The sequence below is a fragment of the Vibrio sp. Vb1337 genome, from assembly GCF_033338715.1.
Classification (GTDB): Bacteria; Pseudomonadota; Gammaproteobacteria; order Enterobacterales; family Vibrionaceae; genus Vibrio; species Vibrio alginolyticus.
In genome coordinates, this window is the sequence record NZ_JAWOTD010000015.1 from 60,395 (window position 1) to 79,615 (window position 19,221).

General features: G+C 44.7%; 19 protein-coding genes. 1 reads left to right on the forward strand and 18 read right to left on the reverse strand.

The window, feature by feature from the left end; genetic code table 11:
• Positions 1–27: 27 nt before the first annotated feature.
• The 6 genes from R7E42_RS16795 to R7E42_RS16820 all read right to left on the reverse strand — a co-directional run bounded on the left by R7E42_RS16795 (position 28) and on the right by R7E42_RS16820 (position 6,030).
• Complete coding sequence (locus tag R7E42_RS16795) at positions 28–666, reverse strand: response regulator (protein ID WP_005376875.1); 639 nt, start codon at positions 664–666, stop codon at positions 28–30.
• Positions 659–2,014, reverse strand: a complete 1,356-nt coding sequence (locus R7E42_RS16800) for a cache domain-containing protein (RefSeq protein ID WP_005376873.1) — start codon at positions 2,012–2,014, stop codon at positions 659–661. Before R7E42_RS16800 ends, R7E42_RS16795 begins: the two co-directional genes overlap by 8 nt.
• Positions 2,015–2,165: 151 nt before the next feature.
• Positions 2,166–3,452 (reverse strand): TRAP transporter large permease, encoded by a 1,287-nt coding sequence (locus R7E42_RS16805; protein WP_005376871.1) that lies wholly within the window; start codon positions 3,450–3,452, stop codon positions 2,166–2,168.
• A 12-nt stretch (positions 3,453–3,464) separates the two neighbouring features.
• Positions 3,465–4,004 carry a TRAP transporter small permease subunit gene (locus R7E42_RS16810; RefSeq protein WP_318072846.1) on the reverse strand — a complete coding sequence of 180 codons (540 nt, stop codon included), beginning with the start codon at positions 4,002–4,004 and terminating at the stop codon, positions 3,465–3,467.
• Positions 4,005–4,119: 115 nt separating this feature from the next.
• Entirely contained in the window at positions 4,120–5,211 is a 1,092-nt protein-coding gene (locus R7E42_RS16815; protein WP_017636112.1) for a TRAP transporter substrate-binding protein, read from the reverse strand.
• Positions 5,212–5,625: 414 nt separating this feature from the next.
• Positions 5,626–6,030 carry a hypothetical protein gene (locus tag R7E42_RS16820; RefSeq protein WP_047103233.1) on the reverse strand — a complete coding sequence of 135 codons (405 nt, stop codon included), beginning with the start codon at positions 6,028–6,030 and terminating at the stop codon, positions 5,626–5,628.
• Positions 6,031–6,303: 273 nt separating this feature from the next.
• Here R7E42_RS16820 and R7E42_RS16825 point away from each other — a divergent pair, with 273 nt between their 5' ends.
• On the forward strand, positions 6,304–6,969 hold the full coding sequence (locus R7E42_RS16825) for a DUF2982 domain-containing protein (RefSeq protein WP_005376857.1): 666 nt from the start codon (positions 6,304–6,306) through the stop codon (positions 6,967–6,969).
• Positions 6,970–6,987: 18 nt separating this feature from the next.
• On the opposite strand, the gene R7E42_RS16830 is transcribed toward R7E42_RS16825, so the two are convergent.
• The 12 genes from R7E42_RS16830 to R7E42_RS16885 all read right to left on the reverse strand — a co-directional run bounded on the left by R7E42_RS16830 (position 6,988) and on the right by R7E42_RS16885 (position 19,213).
• The gene (locus R7E42_RS16830; RefSeq protein WP_005376855.1) at positions 6,988–7,644 is read right to left on the reverse strand and encodes an MBL fold metallo-hydrolase; all 657 of its coding nucleotides are present in this window, start codon (positions 7,642–7,644) and stop codon (positions 6,988–6,990) included.
• Between the two features lie 129 nt (positions 7,645–7,773).
• Entirely contained in the window at positions 7,774–8,322 is a 549-nt protein-coding gene (locus R7E42_RS16835; RefSeq protein WP_031778936.1) for a DUF882 domain-containing protein, read from the reverse strand.
• 166 nt (positions 8,323–8,488) lie between these two features.
• A complete protein-coding gene (locus R7E42_RS16840) occupies positions 8,489–10,030 on the reverse strand; it encodes a murein L,D-transpeptidase (protein ID WP_318072847.1) in 1,542 nt (513 codons plus the stop codon).
• A 153-nt stretch (positions 10,031–10,183) separates the two neighbouring features.
• Positions 10,184–11,266: a DUF1513 domain-containing protein gene (locus tag R7E42_RS16845; RefSeq protein ID WP_318072848.1), complete on the reverse strand. Its 1,083-nt coding sequence runs from the start codon at positions 11,264–11,266 to the stop codon at positions 10,184–10,186.
• On the reverse strand, positions 11,247–12,284 hold the full coding sequence (locus tag R7E42_RS16850) for an imelysin family protein (protein ID WP_053304296.1): 1,038 nt from the start codon (positions 12,282–12,284) through the stop codon (positions 11,247–11,249). Before R7E42_RS16850 ends, R7E42_RS16845 begins: the two co-directional genes overlap by 20 nt.
• Before the next feature lie 10 nt (positions 12,285–12,294).
• The gene (locus R7E42_RS16855) at positions 12,295–13,677 is read right to left on the reverse strand and encodes a di-heme oxidoredictase family protein (protein ID WP_318072849.1); all 1,383 of its coding nucleotides are present in this window, start codon (positions 13,675–13,677) and stop codon (positions 12,295–12,297) included.
• Between the two features lie 92 nt (positions 13,678–13,769).
• A complete protein-coding gene (locus R7E42_RS16860; RefSeq protein WP_199266795.1) occupies positions 13,770–15,032 on the reverse strand; it encodes an imelysin family protein in 1,263 nt (420 codons plus the stop codon).
• Positions 15,033–15,206: 174 nt separating this feature from the next.
• Positions 15,207–15,803: a GTP cyclohydrolase II gene (locus R7E42_RS16865; protein ID WP_025767283.1), complete on the reverse strand. Its 597-nt coding sequence runs from the start codon at positions 15,801–15,803 to the stop codon at positions 15,207–15,209.
• 271 nt (positions 15,804–16,074) lie between these two features.
• Positions 16,075–16,251 carry a hypothetical protein gene (locus R7E42_RS16870; RefSeq protein WP_020480909.1) on the reverse strand — a complete coding sequence of 59 codons (177 nt, stop codon included), beginning with the start codon at positions 16,249–16,251 and terminating at the stop codon, positions 16,075–16,077.
• A 146-nt stretch (positions 16,252–16,397) separates the two neighbouring features.
• On the reverse strand, positions 16,398–16,808 hold the full coding sequence (gene nrfF, locus R7E42_RS16875) for a heme lyase NrfEFG subunit NrfF (RefSeq protein ID WP_017636119.1): 411 nt from the start codon (positions 16,806–16,808) through the stop codon (positions 16,398–16,400).
• Positions 16,795–17,328: a DsbE family thiol:disulfide interchange protein gene (locus R7E42_RS16880; protein WP_318072850.1), complete on the reverse strand. Its 534-nt coding sequence runs from the start codon at positions 17,326–17,328 to the stop codon at positions 16,795–16,797. The genes nrfF and R7E42_RS16880 overlap by 14 nt, the downstream gene beginning before the upstream one ends.
• Entirely contained in the window at positions 17,306–19,213 is a 1,908-nt protein-coding gene (locus R7E42_RS16885; RefSeq protein ID WP_318072851.1) for a heme lyase NrfEFG subunit NrfE, read from the reverse strand. The genes R7E42_RS16880 and R7E42_RS16885 overlap by 23 nt, the downstream gene beginning before the upstream one ends.
• Between the last annotated feature and the right edge of the window lie 8 nt (positions 19,214–19,221).

The following is a 19,221-nucleotide window of genomic DNA, read 5'->3' on the forward strand; positions in this document are numbered from 1 at the left end:
TGCTCGCTTTTTGCGGGCACTACTCTCCTACTCAGTCAACCCAGTTTCAAACGCATATTTTGCTAACTCTGCCGTCGAATGTAAGTCCAACTTGTGCTTAATGTTATGGCGATGCGTCTCTACCGTTCGATAACTAATATTGAGTAAAGTGGCGATTTTCTTGCTGCTGTTTCCTTGAGCAACTAATTTAAGTACCGCTTCTTCCCTGCGGCTGAGAGGATTCGTTTTTTGCGTGGCAGGCACCACTTCTTGGGTAAAGAGTGTTTGTGTGACGGATTCACAGAAATACGTCGAGCCTTGGTTCACCGTTTTTATTGCTTGCACCATTTTCTCGGCCGAGATTTCCTTGAGCATATATCCTACGGCACCAGCTTGCATGACCTTCATGATGTACTCGCGATTATCGTGCATGGTCAACATCAGTATTTTGCTCTCTGGGCGCGCTTCTTTAATTACACCAGTCGCTTCAATACCGTTCATTATTGGCATGCTGATATCCATCAATATGACGTCCGGTTGCAAGTGCTTTGCGACCTCTATCGCTTCCAAGCCATTACTTGCTGTACCCACCACTTCGATGTCAGGCTCTAACTCCAAACGAGCCATGAAGCCATCCAATACTACTTGATGATCATCGACAATCACTACACTAATCGGTTTATCCATAAACTATTTCATCCAAATTAAGCAGCACAGTAATCTCTGTTCCCAAGCCAAGCTCACTCATTAGCTCAAATTCACCACCGATGAACTCTACACGCTCTTGCATGTTCCTTAACCCAATCCCTTGTTGGTGCACTGCATGGTTAACCACAAATCCAACCCCATCGTCACGTATGAGTAATTGCAGCATATTGCCCATTTTTTGCAAAGTAACCGTTACTTTTTTCGCTCGCGCATGTTTTTCAATGTTATTCAAAGACTCCTGAGCGACGCGATATAGCGTCGTTGCGACTTCCGAAGTCAGTTTGTGCTGCTGAGTATCGAAATTGCTCTCGATATCAATCCCGGAATGGGAATGAAAATCCTGTAGCAAGGTCGTCAGTGCTGCTTCTAAACCGATATCATCGAGGGCGCTTGGACGGAGCTGATGAGAAATATGCCGCACCTCATTTATCGCGGTGACGAGCGATCGTTGTGATTTATCTAAGTGGGATTTGAGTTTTTCGTCTTCCAGTCTATGACTCATTAAGTCTAAATGACATTTACTGGAGACTAACAACTGATTGATTCCATCATGCAGTTCTCGCGCTAAATGCTTTTTCTCATCTTCTTGGAACATCACGGTTTTATGTGCCAATTCTTTCAGGTTCTTATCAGCGAGGCGATGCTCGTGCAGATTGATCGCCAGAGTGAGAACAATGATTACAGCAACGGTCACCGCTAAGATCACGACGACTGAGAAAAATGTCGTTTCGATATTTTTGTTCACCGCCGCGCGCATATTGGCGACTTCTCGGCTTACATCCTCAATATACAGCCCAGTCCCTATCATCCATTCCCACTTATCGAGCCATGCAGCGTAACTAAGCTTAGGGACAACTTCACCCGTAGATGGCTTTTGCCACAGGTACTGATGAAATCCACCACCGGATTGCGCTTGATACAATAGAGCTTCGATTAAGCGATCGCCATTTTCGTCTTCAAGATAGAGTAAGTTTTCCCCGACAAGCTCAGGAAGAACTGGGTGTACAAGGTTGGTACCATATTTATCATAAGCAAAAAAATAGCCGTCCGACCCATAACTCAAACGATTTAAAATCGCTTTCACACGCGTTTTGGCAACACTCTCTTCTAAAGTCGGATCGTTGTAGATGTAAGAAATGGAGTCAAAAGCGACGTCGACCGTATCTTTCAGCGCCGCTTCTTTTGATTGGATCAGGTTTTGATGAAAGATCTCTACCTCCCTTTTGCCAAGGGTCTTGGTTTGATAGATAGAGATCCAGCTGATACTCGCTGACACCAATACCACGGGTATCAGTGTCAGCAGAATTAACTTTGCTTTGAGAGGCATCCCTTCCCTCCATGAAACGCTGCCTTTACAGCTTACTATCTTAGCAGTACAAACGAATCGATTGTGTCTGCATAGACATAATTAACAGCTTAACAACTTGTCTCAAAAGGTAAAAACTCTCAGTTCACAAAATCTCTTTATTATCGAGTGATTAACTCATACCGTAAAAACCTGGGAAAAACAGCAAAGACGCCAACACAACAATCTGAATCGCGATGAACGGCATCACACCTTTGTAGATATCACGCGTAGTAACCCCTGCTGGAGCGACACCTTTTAGATAGAACAAACTAAAGCCAAATGGCGGTGTGAGGAACGACGTCTGCAAGTTCATCGCAATAAGAATCGCAAACCACGTCATATTAATGCCCATCAATTCAGCGACTGGCGCAATAATTGGCACGATGATAAAACAGATTTCAACGAAGTCGATAAAGAAACCTAAAATCAGAATCACCACCATGGTAATAATAAGGAATCCCCACTTTTCACCCGGCAGTTCTAACATCCACTCTTCAACTAAATAATCACCACCAGTGTAGGTAAATGCCATTGAAAAGGCGGTCGCACCAAGTAAGATCGCAAAGACCATTGCGGTTACTTTAACTGTCTCTTTTGATGCATCATAAATCATCGACCAACTAAACTGCTTATACAATAGCGATAAAATAATCGCACCTGCACCACCCAGTGCCGCTGACTCTGTTGGTGTTGCAATCCCTGCAAAGATGGAGCCCAATACCACGATGATCAATGCTAAAGGTGGCAATACAGCTTTCAGTGCGGTGAGCACTTCTTGTTTACGACTGATCGACTCATCACGCTCTATCGCCTGTGCGGCTTGAGGGTTCAACTTCGCGTAGATGAGAATATAGATCACATAGGCGCCAACAAGTGTAATACCGGGCCAGATCGCAGCTTGAAATAGGTCCCCTACCGGTACGCCAAGTACATCACCCAACAAGATCAACACGATAGAAGGTGGGATAATTTGGCCCAACGTGCCAGACGCACAAATAGTCCCACACGCTAAACCTTTGTCGTAATTGTACTTGAGCATCACAGGAAGAGATATTAAGCCCATCGCAACAACTGATGCGCCTACCACACCCGTTGAAGCTGCAAGCAATGCGCCAACTAACACGGTAGAAATAGCGATACCACCGCGAACGCCACCGAACAAACGCCCCATTGATTCTAGTAGCTGTTCAGCAAGCTTCGTTTTCTGTAGCACTAGCCCCATAAAAACGAACAGCGGTACGGCCATTAGCACCGTATTTTCCATAATGGACTGAATTCGATATGGCATAAAAGCAAACATCTCGATGCCTTCAGCCCAAACACCAAAAATCAGCGCGATACCACCAAAAGTAAAAGCAACGGGAAATCCCAATAGAAGCGCAAAGAGCGCAACAAAAAACATCACTATACCGATCATAATGACTTCCTTTTACGACTTACCGTTATTACCGGCATAGATAAGATGAGGGTTGACAATTTTGTTGATTGAATGAAGTAACAATCCAATACCACTCACCGCCATAAAGAAAAATGACAGCGGAATCATCGCTTTGATAATCCAACGATATGGTAAGCCACCTGGGTCACCAGACGTCTCGCCTAACGCGTAACTTTCCTTAGCGAAATCAACACCAAACCAAGCTACCAGTAGGCAAAAAGGGAATAAGAAAAATAGTGTGCCTATGATGTCGATGATGGATTGTGCTTTGTAAGATAAGCGTTCATAAAAAATGTCGACGCGAACATGGCCACCGGACTTAATTGCGTAAGGCACACCAAGCAAGAACACGGCAGAGAATAGATGCCATTCCATTTCTTGGAATGCGATAGACACATCATTAAACACGTAACGCATGACAACGTCGTACACAACGTTTGCTAACAACAAAGTAAACAGGATGCTGGATAACCATCCGAGAAAATCGCTAAAGCGGTTAAATAATCGCTCAATATAAATAAGACTTCTCATTCCGAACTCCGTGGAACGTTTAGATGCGCTCCGCTATGGTGCGGAGCATTCATTATGAAGTTTTCTTGGGCTTCGATAGCAGGCTAAACCTCTCGGCATCGCCTGCTTCATAACGTTATTGTTGAGCTTGACTGTTTAAGTACGCTCGGTGCGAAATATCTGACCATGGTCGAACTTGATTCATATAGTTCGCTTGCGACTCTTGAATCTCTTTCGCCAAAGCATCTTTTTCTGCATGTTCTTTCAACAAACGATCGTTTGCTTCTCTCAACGCAGCTACTACTTCAGGTGGGAAATCTTTTACTTCAACATTTGGGTATTCAGACTTAATAGATGCCCAGTTTTTGCCGCTTTCGTGTTTCGATTGCGTGTACATATCGTAAGCGGCCGTTTTCATGGCTACTTGCAAAATCGCTTTTAGATCATCAGGTAGACGGTTCCAGGTGCGCTTGTTAACGAGGAACTGAAGCTCAGTCGCTGGCTCATGCCAACCTGTGTAGTAGTAAGGCGCGATTTTGTGGAAGCCCATACGTAGATCCAGCGATGGACCAACCCATTCCAAGGCATCAATTGTGCGACGCTCTAGAGAAGTATATAGCTCACCAGGGGCGATATTCGTTGGCTTGGCACCTAACTCAGCCAAAATCTCACCAGCAAACCCTGGGATACGCATTTTCAAACCCTGTAAGTCCTCGACGGACTTGATCTCTTTTTGGAACCACCCCCCCATCTGAGTATCGGTATTACCCCCAGGGAAAGACATCAAGTTATGTGGAGAGTACACTTTTTCCATCAGCTCCATACCACCGCCGTAGTAAAACCATGCATACTGCTCAGTTGGCAACATACCGAAGGGCATAGAAGTGAAGTAAAGTGTGTTTGGAACCTTACCCTTCCAGTAATAAGACGCTGAGTGACCCATGTCATACTGACCCGACTTAACCATATCAAACACCCCAAAAGGCGCTTTATGCTTGTTTGCGGAATCAATGCGGATTTGCAAACGTCCGTTGGACATCTCTTCCGCCATTTTGGCCATGTTTTTTGTGGTATCACCAAAAATTGGGAAATTAGGCCCCCAAGTTTCAGCAAGCTTTAAACGATAGACTTTTTCAGCAGCGTTTACAGAAGTCGCTGCGAGTGCCATCGCGGCAGCGACAGCGGTTGTTTTGAGCACTCGTTTTAAAGATTTTTGGATTAGACTCATCGTTCACGTCCTTTATCACCAAGGTTATTGTTGTCATCCATTTCATTAGGATTGGCTGTATTCGGTATAAAAGATGTAACAATGTTGTCTAATGCGAAATGGGCATGAACACGGAAGCGAGTAATTCATCAATAAGGTATTAGCCTAAGGTATTACGTACAAGTACGTAGGAAAACCGTCATGACAAAAGACTAATAATAGCAAAATCAATAAATTATATTTTTATCTATGAATAAAAATAAAAGACAATACTTACGTATTTTTCTGCCAAAAAATTTACATAGTATTTAAGAAAATGTGACAAACCACTTATTGGTAGTGTTAAAGTCAGTACTTAATGCATTATTTCCAATACCAAGATAAAAAAATACCTCGGCATCAGCCGAGGTATTCAATCTAGAACGGTAGCGGTAATTAAACTGCTTTGTAGATAACTTTGTTACCTGCTAACTGCTCTTTTTGAACTAGGTTTTCTTCAAGAAGCTTCTTTAGTGCGCCAGTAGCCCATGATGCCGCTTTAGTATCTTCTTGACCTGCAGCTAGACCGATGCCTTTAGGGTTAATACCTTCAGCATTCGCAATAACGATGTCTAATACTTGTTGTTGCTTAGGAGTAAGGGCAACATCAACTGTTTTCACTGCAGCTACTTTTTTATCAGCTACTACTTTCTCCGCAACAGCTTTTTCAGCAACAGAAGGTGCTACTGCTTTTTCCGCAACAGGCTTCACTGCTTTAGGTGCTGCAGCTAAGTTTGCTACTGTCGCTTTAATGCGTTTTTGCAGTTTCATCTGCACTTTACGCTTATGAGCAAGTCTCATTGAATATTTCTCCAGTTCACTGCATCTCAGCAGGGATGAAAATTTGAAGCGCGTTTTATACCAAAATTCACAAGCAATTTGTAGGTTTTAGCGGCGAAACGCGATGAAAAATGCGCTCAAAGCATAGAACGTCTACTATTTAATCAGATATTTTATGAACGGATTTATTGAATACTGGGTATAAAAACAGAGGTTTGTTTTATTTTAAATGCAAATCAATGCACATAAAGCTGCCCACTCATTTTTGGACAAGTATTCGATGAGGTTATAAGCATGGAAACGCTGCACCTAACAAATTCACATTTCAAACCCGACTCCCCTATCAACAGAATACTTTTGTTGCTTGTTGCACTCATCACTTTGTTTTTGGTTGCCATTTCTCCGGGATGGAAGCAAGCCATGTTGTCGGTCATCTTGATGTCTGCAATCGTTGGTTTCGCCATCTTGATGATTAAGAAAAGCCAAGTCACTTTTACGCTGACAGCTTCTCACTTTCAGCAACACCTTTTTAAAGGAGGTTGGGTCGTCAGATGGCGAAATATTGAGTCAATCGGTATTTGTAGCTACCAACAGGAAGGCTGGCACCAACCGCTACCTTGGATCGGTATTCGTCTAAAACACTACTCACCCTACTTAAATTCAATCTGCCCTCGTATAGCGACTGAAATTCTCCTCAGCCAGCGAGCACTGCTTTACTTAGGCGCGAAACAAAATCAGTGTGAAGATAAGTTTGAGGATATGGTGCTTGACCCTAAACCATATATAAACAGAGATGGGATTGAGTACAAAGGTTTGTTAGCGATGCTCGCCAACCGGATGAAGTATCAGAGAGGTTTCTACGGCTACGATCTATTTATATCAGCAAGTGATCTAGATCGTGAGGCTGAGGACTTTGTGGGACTGACTCGGCGATACTTAGCTGCCGCCGAGCCAGAATAATGCTTAGTACACGCACTTTTAGTAAAGCGGCATCTCGTCAGCAACGAACGGGTTAGTTTTACGCTCGTGACCGAAAGTCGATTGAGGGCCGTGACCAGGGACAAACGTGACATCATTGCCTAAAGGCCACAATTTCTCTTTGATAGAGCTAATCAACGTATTGAAATCGCCTTGTGGGAAGTCAGTTCGACCAATGCTACCGTTAAACAAAACGTCACCCACAAACGCTAAACGCGCTTCTTCGCTGTAAAGCACAACGTGACCAGGTGTATGACCAGGTGTATGGAATACGTTCAGCACTTGATTACCGAAAGTGACAGTGTCACCCTCATTTAGCCATTGGTGCGGTTCAAACGCTTCTGTCAGCGGGAAACCAAACATTTGGCTCTGACCTTCCAAACCTTGCAACCAGAAGTTATCTGCCTTGTGAGGACCTACAATCTCTGTACCGCCAAGCAGTGCAGACAGCGGCTCCGTGCCACCTACGTGGTCCAAGTGACCGTGTGTTAGCACTAGGTTTACCACGTCAACACCCAGCTCTTTGATAAGCATAGCGAGCTGCTTTTCATCGCCGCCTGGGTCAACCACAATGCCTTTCATGGTTTCGTCACACCAGACAATAGAACAGTTTTGAGAGAAAGATGTTACTGGAACAACTTGGTATTTCAGAGCCATAGATAACCTATACCGAATAAATTTGCGTGAAAACTGCCGCAACTATGACACTAAGGCCTATCGACTTCAAGCTTTGAACTGTGGGTAATCGACGACGTTCTGAGACTAGAAACCTTGTCTCAACTGGCACTACCAGGAACGAACAGCACCCGTATCGATATGAACAAAGTTACTGCCTGGATAATAACCCACGCCACCGGCTTTTAGGCTTAAGGCAGCATCACGAACCGTTGAAAGCTTCACACCGTCTAAACGGAAATCAATGGCCTTTCCTTCCATGTGCATGCTCTTTTTCGCTACACGAGAAGACCCGTTGCGCAGCGAGGCATTAGTGGCAGGAGAACGGTAACCTGAAATGACGATCACCTCTGCTTCTGTACCAATTAACTTTTGAATTTGACTTATTTGATCGAACAAGCGTCTATCCATGGGATGAACCTCATTTCGTCGATGGTCTCGACAAAACTCATTCAGCCTTTGCAGTTCATCATTAATGTATCGTTTTCCATCGAAATAGCATGTTTCGAGGATCTCTCCAGTATTAAGGTTGTTCATCGCCAGCGCACGTGGCTCGTCAGGGAGTGAAGCCCAAGAAAATGATGGCAGGGCAGACGCCAACACCACACCACCAGCGGTCATTTTAAGGAAATCTCGGCGGGAAAAGTTACGACTTACCATTTCAAAATACAGTGCTCAACAACTAGACAAGTCGTGGACATTAACCAAACACATTTGTCACGTCAAACGCATAAAACACTCCATCTTGATTTTCAGACGCAGTAATTATTGTTTAATTATTGAACGAAAAGAGAATTCTTCGTTTTGTAAATTTTCCTTAAAGATTTCAACTGCGGTGATCGTACTTATAGATATCATCACGGTAGTAAAGCGTTCCCTCTTCCAACCATGCTGTTTGATAAATGATGTGTACTTGAATGCGCTCTCCCAAAGGAACTGACGTGTTAGACCGACGAGAACTTTCTCGCTTTTTCGCTAAACGTTCTTCCAACCCCTGAGTTTTGAACAGAAGTTCTGCTAACTGGCCTGCATGTTCTACACGAACACATCCTGAGCTGAATGCGCGTCTGTCCTGTTCAAACAAGTTCTTACTTGGCGTGTCATGCAAATAAATAGCTTGTGGGTTAGGCATATTGAACTTGTACAATCCCAGTGCATTTTGTAAGCCCGACGCCTGTCGCATACGATAAGGAAATGTTCTCGGATTCACCGTTGCCCAATTGATGGTTGTAGGGTCAATAATTTCGTTCGAAGTCCAAGACCGAATGATTTGAATGTTATGGTTAATCAAATACATCGGATTACGTTTTACTTTAGGAATAATGTCTTTAACCATGATAGTCCAAGGCACGTTCCAAGTTGGGTTGAGAATAACTGAATCCAGTGCTACCGACATGATGGGCGTTTTTCTTGATGCTCTCCCTACCACAACTTTAGACTCAAACAAGGGTTGACCGTCATGCCAATACGTGACTTCGTATCCAGGCACGTTAACAAAGACAACATTATCCCTTTCTTTCGACCAAATTCTTGAACGCTCAGAATTCAACGCCAGCAGATGCAATCGCTCTTGAGGAGAAAAGTTGATCCATCGAATGGTATTCGGGCCGATAACGCCATCTTCTTTCAAACCATGAATACGCTGGAACTCTTTTATCGCAAGCTCTAATTGTTCGTCATATTCTTCAGTGACTAAATCCAAGTAAGAAACATCTACGCCTACGATCTCCATTCGCTCAATCAATAGGGGTCTGTTTTCTAATATATCGCCAACACGTGCTAGCCCAGTTTGTTGATAGGCAGGATATTGGTACTGAGAATGTTCCGATAGCGAAGAATATGCGGAGTAGAAAGCATCATCTGTTTGTAATGGAGACCGGAGACTTGCCAAAAACTGACCAAGTTTGCCAACCGTAATCTCATTACTCAAAACCGATAAAGTATCGATGCTAGGAGCGGGTAACGTAACATGGGCTTTGTCTGTAAATAGCCAATTAATCCCTTCTTCGGGGAGTTGCTCAAGATAACTAAGGTACATCAAGAGTGAATCTGTCATCACTAAATCGAAGTCGAGATTATCTCCCTGCCACCTTACTTGGTTTATCCGGTGAAGTTGATTTTCGAATTCATCGGTGACATCCGCAAGTGCAACCAGGTTTACTTGAAAAAGAAACTGCTCAATATCACTTTCATTTTCCCAGTTCAAACGGTAATTGGTGCTTTGATACAGTTGATCAATCACCTCTGGATAATGGATCATTTTTTCTACAGACAGCTTTTGTACCGCTCCCTCTTGCTCGACTTGCGCTGAAGCTTCGAGAGAAACGACGGTGGAAAAGCTGCAAAACGGCACCAGAAGTGCCGTCATGATTAAAACCCTAGCAAACACTGAAATGATCCTTGCGCTACTTGCCATAATAAAAAGTATGGCAAATATCTCACAGCTTGCAGGTTTAAAATTAAGAATCTGATGCCGAAAACGACAACAAAATTCTCAATAAGTGCTTACTCAATGATCTTTCTAGGTAATTCTCGACCAATGGTTATCCCATTGCACACCGCTCGCGAAGGTATTTTTTGACTCTTCAGGCCTTTGTTCAACCACTTTTCCCGCCCCAGAACTGACTCGGAACTCATCGCCATAGACCACAACACCAGAGGCATCTGGTAACGCACTTAGCTCGACCAATTTGCCCGTAGATTTAGACCATATACCATAACAACTGCCCGGAGGCGAAGTGGCTAAGATCCATTCATCGGTTGCTGCAATACTCGCAACGTAGTGATTCAAACGCGCCCACTCTTCAGGCTCAGCTTGAAGATCTTGCATTTCACCACCACGCGTGTGCATGGCGATCAAGGCTGGATACTCGTCCGGCTCACCACGATATTGCTGACCACAAAGCACGGTTTCCGCACCATCATGAGCTAAATGGCGAATACTCAACTTATGATCCGGTAAAGACACTTGATCCAATAGCTCCCCTTCCTGTGAAAGGTAACTCAGGCTAGGTCTCATGCTATCAAGATTGAGAGGTTCACGGCCGTTGGTGTGTACGCCACCGACGCCAATCGCTAATGCGCCATCAGGCATCATGATCACTTCATGAGGACCAAGACCAAAACCCGTTAACTCATCGATCTTTTGATATTGCTTCTGTACATCATAAACACCAATGATCCCACGGCTTGTCCCCCTCTCACCTTCTGTGGCAAATAGTAATGTGCCGTCATGGGAGTAAACGCCATGCCCATAGAAATGACGATTTGACTTTGCTAGTTGCAGTTTGATCATCTGCTCTGAGCGATAATCAAACACCATGAAGAAAGTACCTGGTCGACGACCAAAAACTACGGCGTGGCCTTGTTGGTTTGTTGCCACACCGTGACCACGCCCAGGAATCGGCAATGAAGATAGCGGCATACCATGCTCATCCGCCACCACCGCTGCGAATTTATCTCGACCAATGATAGAACAGCCGATCAACGCAGGTTCACGTGAGCTTGTTGAAGCACAACCAAATGGCATCATAGGTATAGCCGCCCCGAATAGAGCGGCTTTCAGCAAGGTTCGGCGGGTTTGATCAGTCACCATCGGTTGCATTAAATCCTATAACTACGCCAAGCTCGATCGCCACTTCTTCGTGAATCAGGTACTTCAATTGCTCTAGCTTATTGTATTGAGAGAGCACCATGCGATAGCCTTCTTTTGTTTGTAGTGCAGCAAACAAGCTCTTATCTTCTGGCCAAGTTTCTAACGCCATTTCAAACTGATGAACGACACGGTCTGCGAGATCTGCATGGCCTTGCTCTCTAAGTAGCGCATCTAAACCATTCCCGTTAGCAAAGTACAACGCTTCCATCCCTTGAAGGTTGGCTTTTAAGTTTGAAAGCGAGGTCTCGGAACGCCACGATTCTGAGAAATACGGGCGAGGCTTACCAATCTTCGCTAGCGGTCGGCTCAACTTCTTCATGCTGTATTCAAGCTGATTCGAGAGCAGTGAAATGTACTCAGATTCCCATTCCGTCATCTCTAGCGATTTCCAAGGGTTCTCTGCCCAAGAATCCGCGATGATCTGCGCTTTGTCATCAAGGTTTTCAGCAATCGAAACGCCTGTCGCACAAGTATTGCCGTTGCTAGATAAGGTCGACGCTTTATCGTAAAGCAGCCATTCCAGAGCCCCTAAACCTTGCACGGTGACACTTTGGGTGGAAATATCTTCTGCACTCCAAACTTGATCAGATTTCGTCAGTACAGACATTTTACGACCAGTGGTGTTCTTTTTATCTGGCCAAAACTGAACATTCCAGCTTTGCTCCAATGCCGTAGCAGGGCCACGTTCTTGACCTTGTAATGCCATCCACGCAAGCATCGTTTGATGCCACTGCTGTTTTACTTGTGCATCATCTTTCGACTCTGATGCGCAGTAATCCGCGAAGCGCTGTTCAAGTTCTGTGGTTTGCGCTAAAAACGTCTGAGCTGATTGAAACTCGACCTCGTACACGCTTTGAGAAATATGACTTGTACTCTCAGGCTTGGCAGAGCTCGAACCGATGGTCGATTGGCAACCAACCAAACTTAACGTTGCGGCAATCGCACTCACTAATAGTGTTTTTTTCATGGCTGCTTCCTTATAGAGAATTCAGAAACGCAATCAATGCGTCACGTTCTTTTTTGTTCAGTGCTAAGACGTTTTGTTTCGCCGTTTCAGCTTCGCCGCCGTGCCACAACACCGCTTCCATCAGGTTACGAGCGCGGCCATCATGTAGAAAGTAAGTGTGTCCGTTTACTTCTTCGGTATAACCAATGCCCCATAGCGGTGCTGTTCGCCACTCGCGGCCGTTTGCTTGATATTCCGGACGGTTATCGGCTAAGCCTTCACCCATGTCATGCAAAAGCATGTCGGTGTATGGGTGGATAAGCTGCTCAGAAAGCGCTGGTAACTCTGGTCGTTTCGCCGTTTTAACACTGGTCTTGTGGCAGCTTTCACAGCCAGACGCAGCAAAGATTTGCTGACCAAGTTTCACGTTAGGGTCATTGACATTACGGCGAATAGGTACAGCTAAGTGCAGGCTGTAAAACTCTACGAAGTCGAGAATATTTTCACTCACTTCTGGTTTGCCGCCATTTGGCATGTCGTCACAAATGCTTTGTTTCGAGGTACAGTTTTCATTTGGGAATAAATGGCTCGTAAGACCCACATCACCATTAAATGCTGCTGCATTTTGCTGCATTAGCGTCGGTTGTCCTGCTTTCCAGCCAAAACGACCAATCGAGAAGTCGTCCTTCTCAATATCCCACACCTTATTGACTTTGCCTGAGATACCGTCTTTGTCGGCATCTTGTTCATCAGCCCAAGCAAGTAGCGTTTCGTCGGGAATACTCTCTAACAAACCAAGGCCGATCATTGGCGGTGCCACGCGTGCTGAGAACTCGGTATCAGGGTGCATATCGCCGTAACCCAGATCGGTAATGTTCAAATGAGGTTTTCTTAGCGTCACCGTCGTACCGTCTTTAAATTTCACTGGGACATCGGTGTAAGTGATTTCGATTATGCCTTCTGGCGTTTGATCCTGCAGGGCGAAATCTTGAAGCTGACCACCATAAGTCGGCTCAGGTATGCCACCGTCTTTGATGTAGGCTTTCTTTTGTTCTGGCGTCATCGCAGGAATGCTTAAGCGCACTAACATAGACACGGCATGTAAATCATCTTTCTCTGGCGGATGACCACGACCGTCTTTGATGTGACAGTTCTGACAACCATTGGTGTTAAAAAGCGGACCTAGGCCATCACGAGCGTCTGTTGACGCTGGCGCTTGTACCCAAGGGTTGCGGAAAAAGCTGTTACCCACACTAAAATCTAGGCGTTTGCTCATCGGCAGGTTGGCAGCAGGAAGAGAATAGGCATTCGCGCCATCTTTTTTAACACTGGTTTTGCCACCAGACTTAACATCGTAAGCCATGGCAGAAGAAGAAAGGATCGCGGCTAGCGCAGAAATTAGGTATGGCTTCATATCATTGCTCTACATAGACAACAAGGGTGATAACAACGAGCTCAAACGGCAAAAGGGCTCACAAAGAGCCCTTATTTATTATGGTTTTCTTATTAAAACTCGTGGTCAGCAGTATCAGGGCTTAGGCTGTCGATGCCGACAATGTTTGCCGCTCGCTCAATCGCACCAGTTTGCGCTACCAACGACATGATGGTGTCGTTTACCAGCGCGTTGCCTTGTGCGTTACCCGCCGCAATAAGTTGGTCAAAATGCTGGTTATTCTTCTCTGCAGAAGTCACTAGCTCACCAACTTGGCTAAGTGTTGTATCAAACTGCTTTTGAATGTCGGTCGCGGCTTTCTTATCTTTTTGAGCAACAAGATCAGCAATACTTGGACCAGATAGCTCTTTGCCGTTTACACCTTTGTATGTACCTGTGTAAACGTTGTAGATGCCTTGCTCGTTGTAGTAGTGAGAATTATGCGTGTTGTCTGAGAAACAATCGTGCTCGTCTTCAGTTGAGTTCGCTTCTAGTGCCACTTTCATGCGCTCACCCGCTAGCTCACCTAGAGAAAGAGAACCCATGCCGAATAGCATCTTACGTAGACCATTGTCCGCTGAGTCGTTCAGTAGCTCTTCACGGTAGTTACCTTTTACTTCAGCAGACCACTGCTTTTCCATCCACTCAAGGTCTTGAACCAGTAGATCAGCGGCTGCTTTTAGGTACTCTCCACGACGCTCACAATGGCCATTCGTACACTCAGAACCCACAACGAAATCAGTGTAAGCGCGTTGACCTGCGCCTGCGTTAGTGCCGTTTAGGTCTTGGCCCCAAAGCAAGAATTCAATCGCGTGGTAACCTGATGCAACGTTTGCCTCAGAACCACCTACTTCGTTTAAATCTGCTAGTAATTCTGGCGTAATTTTTGAAACGTCCAGTTTAGAAGCACCAATCTGCAGACTTGTGTTTGCGATGATGTTTGCAGCCGCACCTTCGTTACCCAATTCGTATTGGTAGTCCGCTGCTACGTAGTCGATCAGACCTTCATCAAGTGGCCACGCGTTTAACTGACCTTCCCAATCGTCAACAATCGCGTTACCAAAACGGAAAACTTCAGACTGTTGGTAAGGCACGCGAGAATCTAGCCAAGCTTGTTTTACTTCTTCAAGCTTTTTCGCTGATGGTGATTTTAGAAATTCGTCGATTTTTACGTCAAGCGCCTTCGCTGTTGTTACTGAATCAGCAAACACAGCATGGGCAACGTCCGCGTAATGTTCGACTACTTGTTGTTTAGTTACTGTGGCAGCAACGGTAGAACCACTGGCAATGAGGAGTGATGCAGCAATAGATTGGACTAAAACTTTTTTTGCATTCATCTGAAGCATCCTTGTTGAGCTTTTCAATTATCGTATTGGTAGTGCTAATTATTCTTATTTGCACTTTAGTCTCGAGATAATACAAATTTACAATTTATTTGCAACTCCAGATACAAAAAAACCTCATAAAAATGAGGTTTTTCACAGGCTTTATTGTCAGTTTTATCTTTAGGATTAAACCTTTAGGTCATGTTTTCCGTGAGAGACTTTTGCCTTCAGATAATTTTCGTTGCCATCTTTGATATGTGCAGAGGTATTGACAACCTCGCCAATTTCAATTCCGTACTCAGATAACTCACGAATTTTCTTAGGGTTGTTCGTCACGAGGCGGATCTTATTCACGCCTAAAGCTTCTAGCATTTGTGCTGCTTCTGTGAAATCACGCAGGTCATCATCAAAGCCCAAATGGTTGTTAGCTTCGTACGTGTTCATGCCCTGGCTTTGTAAGCGGTATGCATCGATCTTATTGTACAAGCCAATACCACGACCTTCCTGACGGAGATACAAGATGATACCACCGGACTCGCCCATGCGATTGATCGTCTCTTCTAGTTGCTCACCACAGTCACAGCGTGAAGAGTGGAACACATCGCCTGTCAAACACTCAGAGTGCATACGAACTAAAGGCATGTCCTGAGTTTGGTCCGCTTGTTTAAAGATAATAGCAACATGCTCTTTGTCTGTCTTCAGACCATGGAAAGACAGAATTTCGGCATCAATGTTACTTTTTGCCCCGACTTTAAAATCTACTCTGGCACGTACTTCCGCCATATCTATACTCACTCGATTTATTGCTTGATGCGCTTGATGCGTTTTCGTTATTGCATTCATGGGATTTACTCGTTGCTCTTCAACTATGGGGACTGATACCGCATTTTGCAATATAGAGATCACAATTGAGGGCAGTTATCCACTCAAGACAGCAAAAGAGAACCACTCTCCAACTGAACAATTGTTATATTATAACAATTTAAAAAAACTACAATAAAAAACCCCAGACAAATTTTGTCTGGGGTTTCAAGAAGGTCGTTTGGTCTATCTTTTAATGGGTCTGACTGCGCTTCCAAACGGCGAGTTCAATCCAAACTGCTTCGAGTTCTTGGATTTCCTCGTCGGTCAACACGGCGAGCGTTGAAGTAACTTGAGGCAGGTTCGGTGATTGCAATGCACGAATCTGCGAATAGAAGTCTTTTTTAAGTTGTAATATAACTGAATCCACTGCGTGCACCTATTTCGTTCTTTTATTACTTATCCAGCTCAAAATTTTTATTTTCTTTATACTGGAAACTTCATAAATTCGGAAAAATGATAACATTCTGCTTGTTAAGTGCACAATTTATTTTTAATAGTGGAATAACGGTCACATTAATTACGCTTCACCATTCGGATCGAATATAAGACAAAAAAGATCAAAAATAGCACAGGAAAGATCCACAACAGCGCCGTGGAATAATTTAATGGTGGTTGATACAGAACAATATTCCCATAACGAGCAACTAGATAGTCCTTTATTTCTTGATCTGAGCTGCCTTCATTGGCCATCGTATACACTTTCAACCTCAGGTCTTTGGCCGCCTGTGCATTAGACTCGACAAGGTTTTGGTTTTGACACTGCGGGCAGCGTAATGTCTTGGCTAGCGAGGTTGCACGCTGTTGCACTTCAACAGAATGAAACTCAAACAGATCAACATTCTGTTCTAAATCCGCACTTATCGTGAAAGGAGAAAATAGTATAAATAGGATTAAAGTGAGGAGAAGATTATTAAATCGAAACATTCAAGTATCCTGAAAATATATCGTTCCATTTATCTGCCGTTATCTCTCCACGATATTTGATCAATATACGACCATTTGGATCAATCAAGTAAGTTTCCGGCGTTCCGATAACACCTAGCTCCACAGCGAGCTTTCCATTAGGGTCACTAATTACTTCAATATATGGATTTCGTTTAGAGCTCAAATATTCACGAGCGGCTTGTTTTTGATCTCTATAATTCAGCCCAATAATAGGCACACCGAGTTCTGCTAACTGCAATAACTCTTCATGCTCTCGTTTGCATACTCCGCACCAAGATGCCCAAACATTCAATAATTTATATCCGTCGCTTTTGAACAACTGCTCAGAAACCATGTCATCAGAGATCAGAGAAGTAGAGCGAAAATTCGGTGTCTCTAAATTTCGTTGTGGGGACAATTCAACATGTGGTCGCTCAGACAAAGCCACCGCAGTTACTACAGCAAACACGGCAACAGCCACAAACAGACCTGCGAGTTTAAGCGTATTTCTCGATCGCATTGATAGCCTCTCTCCTTTTCTTTAGGCCGGTTAATAGCGCACCAAACACAGCTAGTAGCCCGCCAGACCATATCCACCAAATACCTGCGCGGTACTGAACTTTAATCGCATAAGCATGAGTATCGACTTTGTCACCCAATGTCACGTAATAATCGCCATGCCATAGTGAACGAATCGCAGGCTCGGTCATATTCATCACTCGCACAGGGTAATGACGCTTTTGCGGGTTGAAATTGAGCATGCGGCCATCTTCCAAGTGCAAGGTGATCTGTCCTTGTTCCGCGGTATAGTTCGGCCCCACCAGCCATTCGATACCATGATAATCGATAGTGATCCCCGCCCTTTGTTGAGAACTGCCGGGGTCGACACGTAAATTGTATTCATAAGAGTAGTGACTATTGAATACAGCCCCACTCACCGCCAGTGCAAAACCGATATGTGCCATCACGATTGGCATGAGTTTACGCTTATTGGAACAGCGAAACAGCATAACGAGATGCGCCACAATCACCCAAGTAGCCAACGTTATGGTTAACAATACTTCGAAATGCAGTGCATTCACTGAGAACATAAACCCGATCCCAGAGACTAGAGATAACGCGATACTGATCGCGATATCAGCGCTTACACTCAGCACTGTGCCTTTTGTCCATTTCAGCACCGGCATCAAAGCTAAAGCAATCAGAGCCAGTATGCTTAATGGGAAGATCAGACTATTAAAGTAAGGCGCGCCAACTGAAATGTTCCCTAAGCCGAGCAGTTGATAAACCATCGGATAAAAAGTGCCAAGAAAAACGATGGCAGTCGCAACAACCAGCAGCCCTTTGGCGATGTAAGCAGTGTAAGCTCGGCTCGTTAGAGATTGAAGTTTAAAACGAGGGAGTTGTTCTCCTCGCAAAATCAATACGCCAAAAGTGATGATGACAAGCAAGCTCAATACACCAAGCAGCACCAAACCTTTAGTTGGGTCCACCGCAAAAGCATGCACTGAAGTCAACACACCAGAGCGCACCACGAATGTCCCTAAAATGCTTAGGCTGAACGTAGCAAACGCCAGTGCGTAGGTGCTCCAAATTGCGCCTCTGCTGCGTGTTGCGACAACACCGCTGTGCAACAAAGCAGTACCAGTAAGCCAAGGTAGTAAAGAAGCGTTCTCCACAGGGTCCCAAAACCACCAGCCGCCCCACCCTAGCTCATTGTACGCCCACCATGATCCCACCAAGATACCCATCGTGAGCGTTCCCCATGCAAAAAACGCTGCGCTTCGAGCAACCACATACCAATCGCTCATCGGTTGTTTACCCAATAGCGCCGCTAATGCAAAAGCTAATATTGCTGCGTAACCGACATAACCGAGATAAAGCAATGGTGGATGAATGATAAGCCCAACGTCTTGCAACATTGGATTTAGATCTCGCCCTTCCGAAGCCAATAATTGGGCATATTCGAACGGGTTAGAGGTCATTAACGTGAACCATGCAAACGTCCCAATCAGAACGTTCATGATTCCTAAACAGTCACCAGTATATTGGGCGTTGAGCGGTGACTTAAATGCAATAAACGACGCCCATAAACTCAAGGTTACGACCCAAAACAACATGGAGCCTTGGTGCCCGCCCCAAGCGGCAGCAATTTTGAATGCTACGGGAAGTTGACTGTTTGAATGCGTAACAACATATTCCAACGCGAAGTTGTCTTGCACGAAGCAGACGATCAGAAGTGCTAAACAAATGATGGAAGCTAAGCTAATGATGTGGGACATCGCGACTTGATGCGGCAATGTCGCCTTCTTACCCATAGCACGACGTAGCCAATGCAGCAACGATGCACAAGTCGATGTTACAGCCACCAATATCAGTAAGAAGAACCCTAGCTCAGCCTCCATTTTTCCCC

What these genes read in the sequence shown, in the direction of transcription:
- R7E42_RS16795 (WP_005376875.1), bottom strand. Translation starts at nt 666, where the DNA reads ATGGATAAACCGATTAGTGTAGTGATTGTCGATGATCATCAAGTAGTA.
- R7E42_RS16800 (WP_005376873.1), bottom strand. Translation starts at nt 2,014, where the DNA reads ATGCCTCTCAAAGCAAAGTTAATTCTGCTGACACTGATACCCGTGGTA.
- R7E42_RS16805 (WP_005376871.1), bottom strand. Translation starts at nt 3,452, where the DNA reads ATGATCGGTATAGTGATGTTTTTTGTTGCGCTCTTTGCGCTTCTATTG.
- R7E42_RS16810 (WP_318072846.1), bottom strand. Translation starts at nt 4,004, where the DNA reads ATGAGAAGTCTTATTTATATTGAGCGATTATTTAACCGCTTTAGCGAT.
- R7E42_RS16815 (WP_017636112.1), bottom strand. Translation starts at nt 5,211, where the DNA reads ATGAGTCTAATCCAAAAATCTTTAAAACGAGTGCTCAAAACAACCGCT.
- R7E42_RS16820 (WP_047103233.1), bottom strand. Translation starts at nt 6,030, where the DNA reads ATGAGACTTGCTCATAAGCGTAAAGTGCAGATGAAACTGCAAAAACGC.
- R7E42_RS16825 (WP_005376857.1), top strand. Translation starts at nt 6,304, where the DNA reads ATGGAAACGCTGCACCTAACAAATTCACATTTCAAACCCGACTCCCCT.
- R7E42_RS16830 (WP_005376855.1), bottom strand. Translation starts at nt 7,644, where the DNA reads ATGGCTCTGAAATACCAAGTTGTTCCAGTAACATCTTTCTCTCAAAAC.
- R7E42_RS16835 (WP_031778936.1), bottom strand. Translation starts at nt 8,322, where the DNA reads ATGGTAAGTCGTAACTTTTCCCGCCGAGATTTCCTTAAAATGACCGCT.
- R7E42_RS16840 (WP_318072847.1), bottom strand. Translation starts at nt 10,030, where the DNA reads ATGACGGCACTTCTGGTGCCGTTTTGCAGCTTTTCCACCGTCGTTTCT.
- R7E42_RS16845 (WP_318072848.1), bottom strand. Translation starts at nt 11,266, where the DNA reads ATGCAACCGATGGTGACTGATCAAACCCGCCGAACCTTGCTGAAAGCC.
- R7E42_RS16850 (WP_053304296.1), bottom strand. Translation starts at nt 12,284, where the DNA reads ATGAAAAAAACACTATTAGTGAGTGCGATTGCCGCAACGTTAAGTTTG.
- R7E42_RS16855 (WP_318072849.1), bottom strand. Translation starts at nt 13,677, where the DNA reads ATGAAGCCATACCTAATTTCTGCGCTAGCCGCGATCCTTTCTTCTTCT.
- R7E42_RS16860 (WP_199266795.1), bottom strand. Translation starts at nt 15,032, where the DNA reads ATGAATGCAAAAAAAGTTTTAGTCCAATCTATTGCTGCATCACTCCTC.
- R7E42_RS16865 (WP_025767283.1), bottom strand. Translation starts at nt 15,803, where the DNA reads ATGGCGGAAGTACGTGCCAGAGTAGATTTTAAAGTCGGGGCAAAAAGT.
- nrfF (WP_017636119.1), bottom strand. Translation starts at nt 16,808, where the DNA reads ATGTTTCGATTTAATAATCTTCTCCTCACTTTAATCCTATTTATACTA.
- R7E42_RS16880 (WP_318072850.1), bottom strand. Translation starts at nt 17,328, where the DNA reads ATGCGATCGAGAAATACGCTTAAACTCGCAGGTCTGTTTGTGGCTGTT.
- R7E42_RS16885 (WP_318072851.1), bottom strand. Translation starts at nt 19,213, where the DNA reads ATGGAGGCTGAGCTAGGGTTCTTCTTACTGATATTGGTGGCTGTAACA.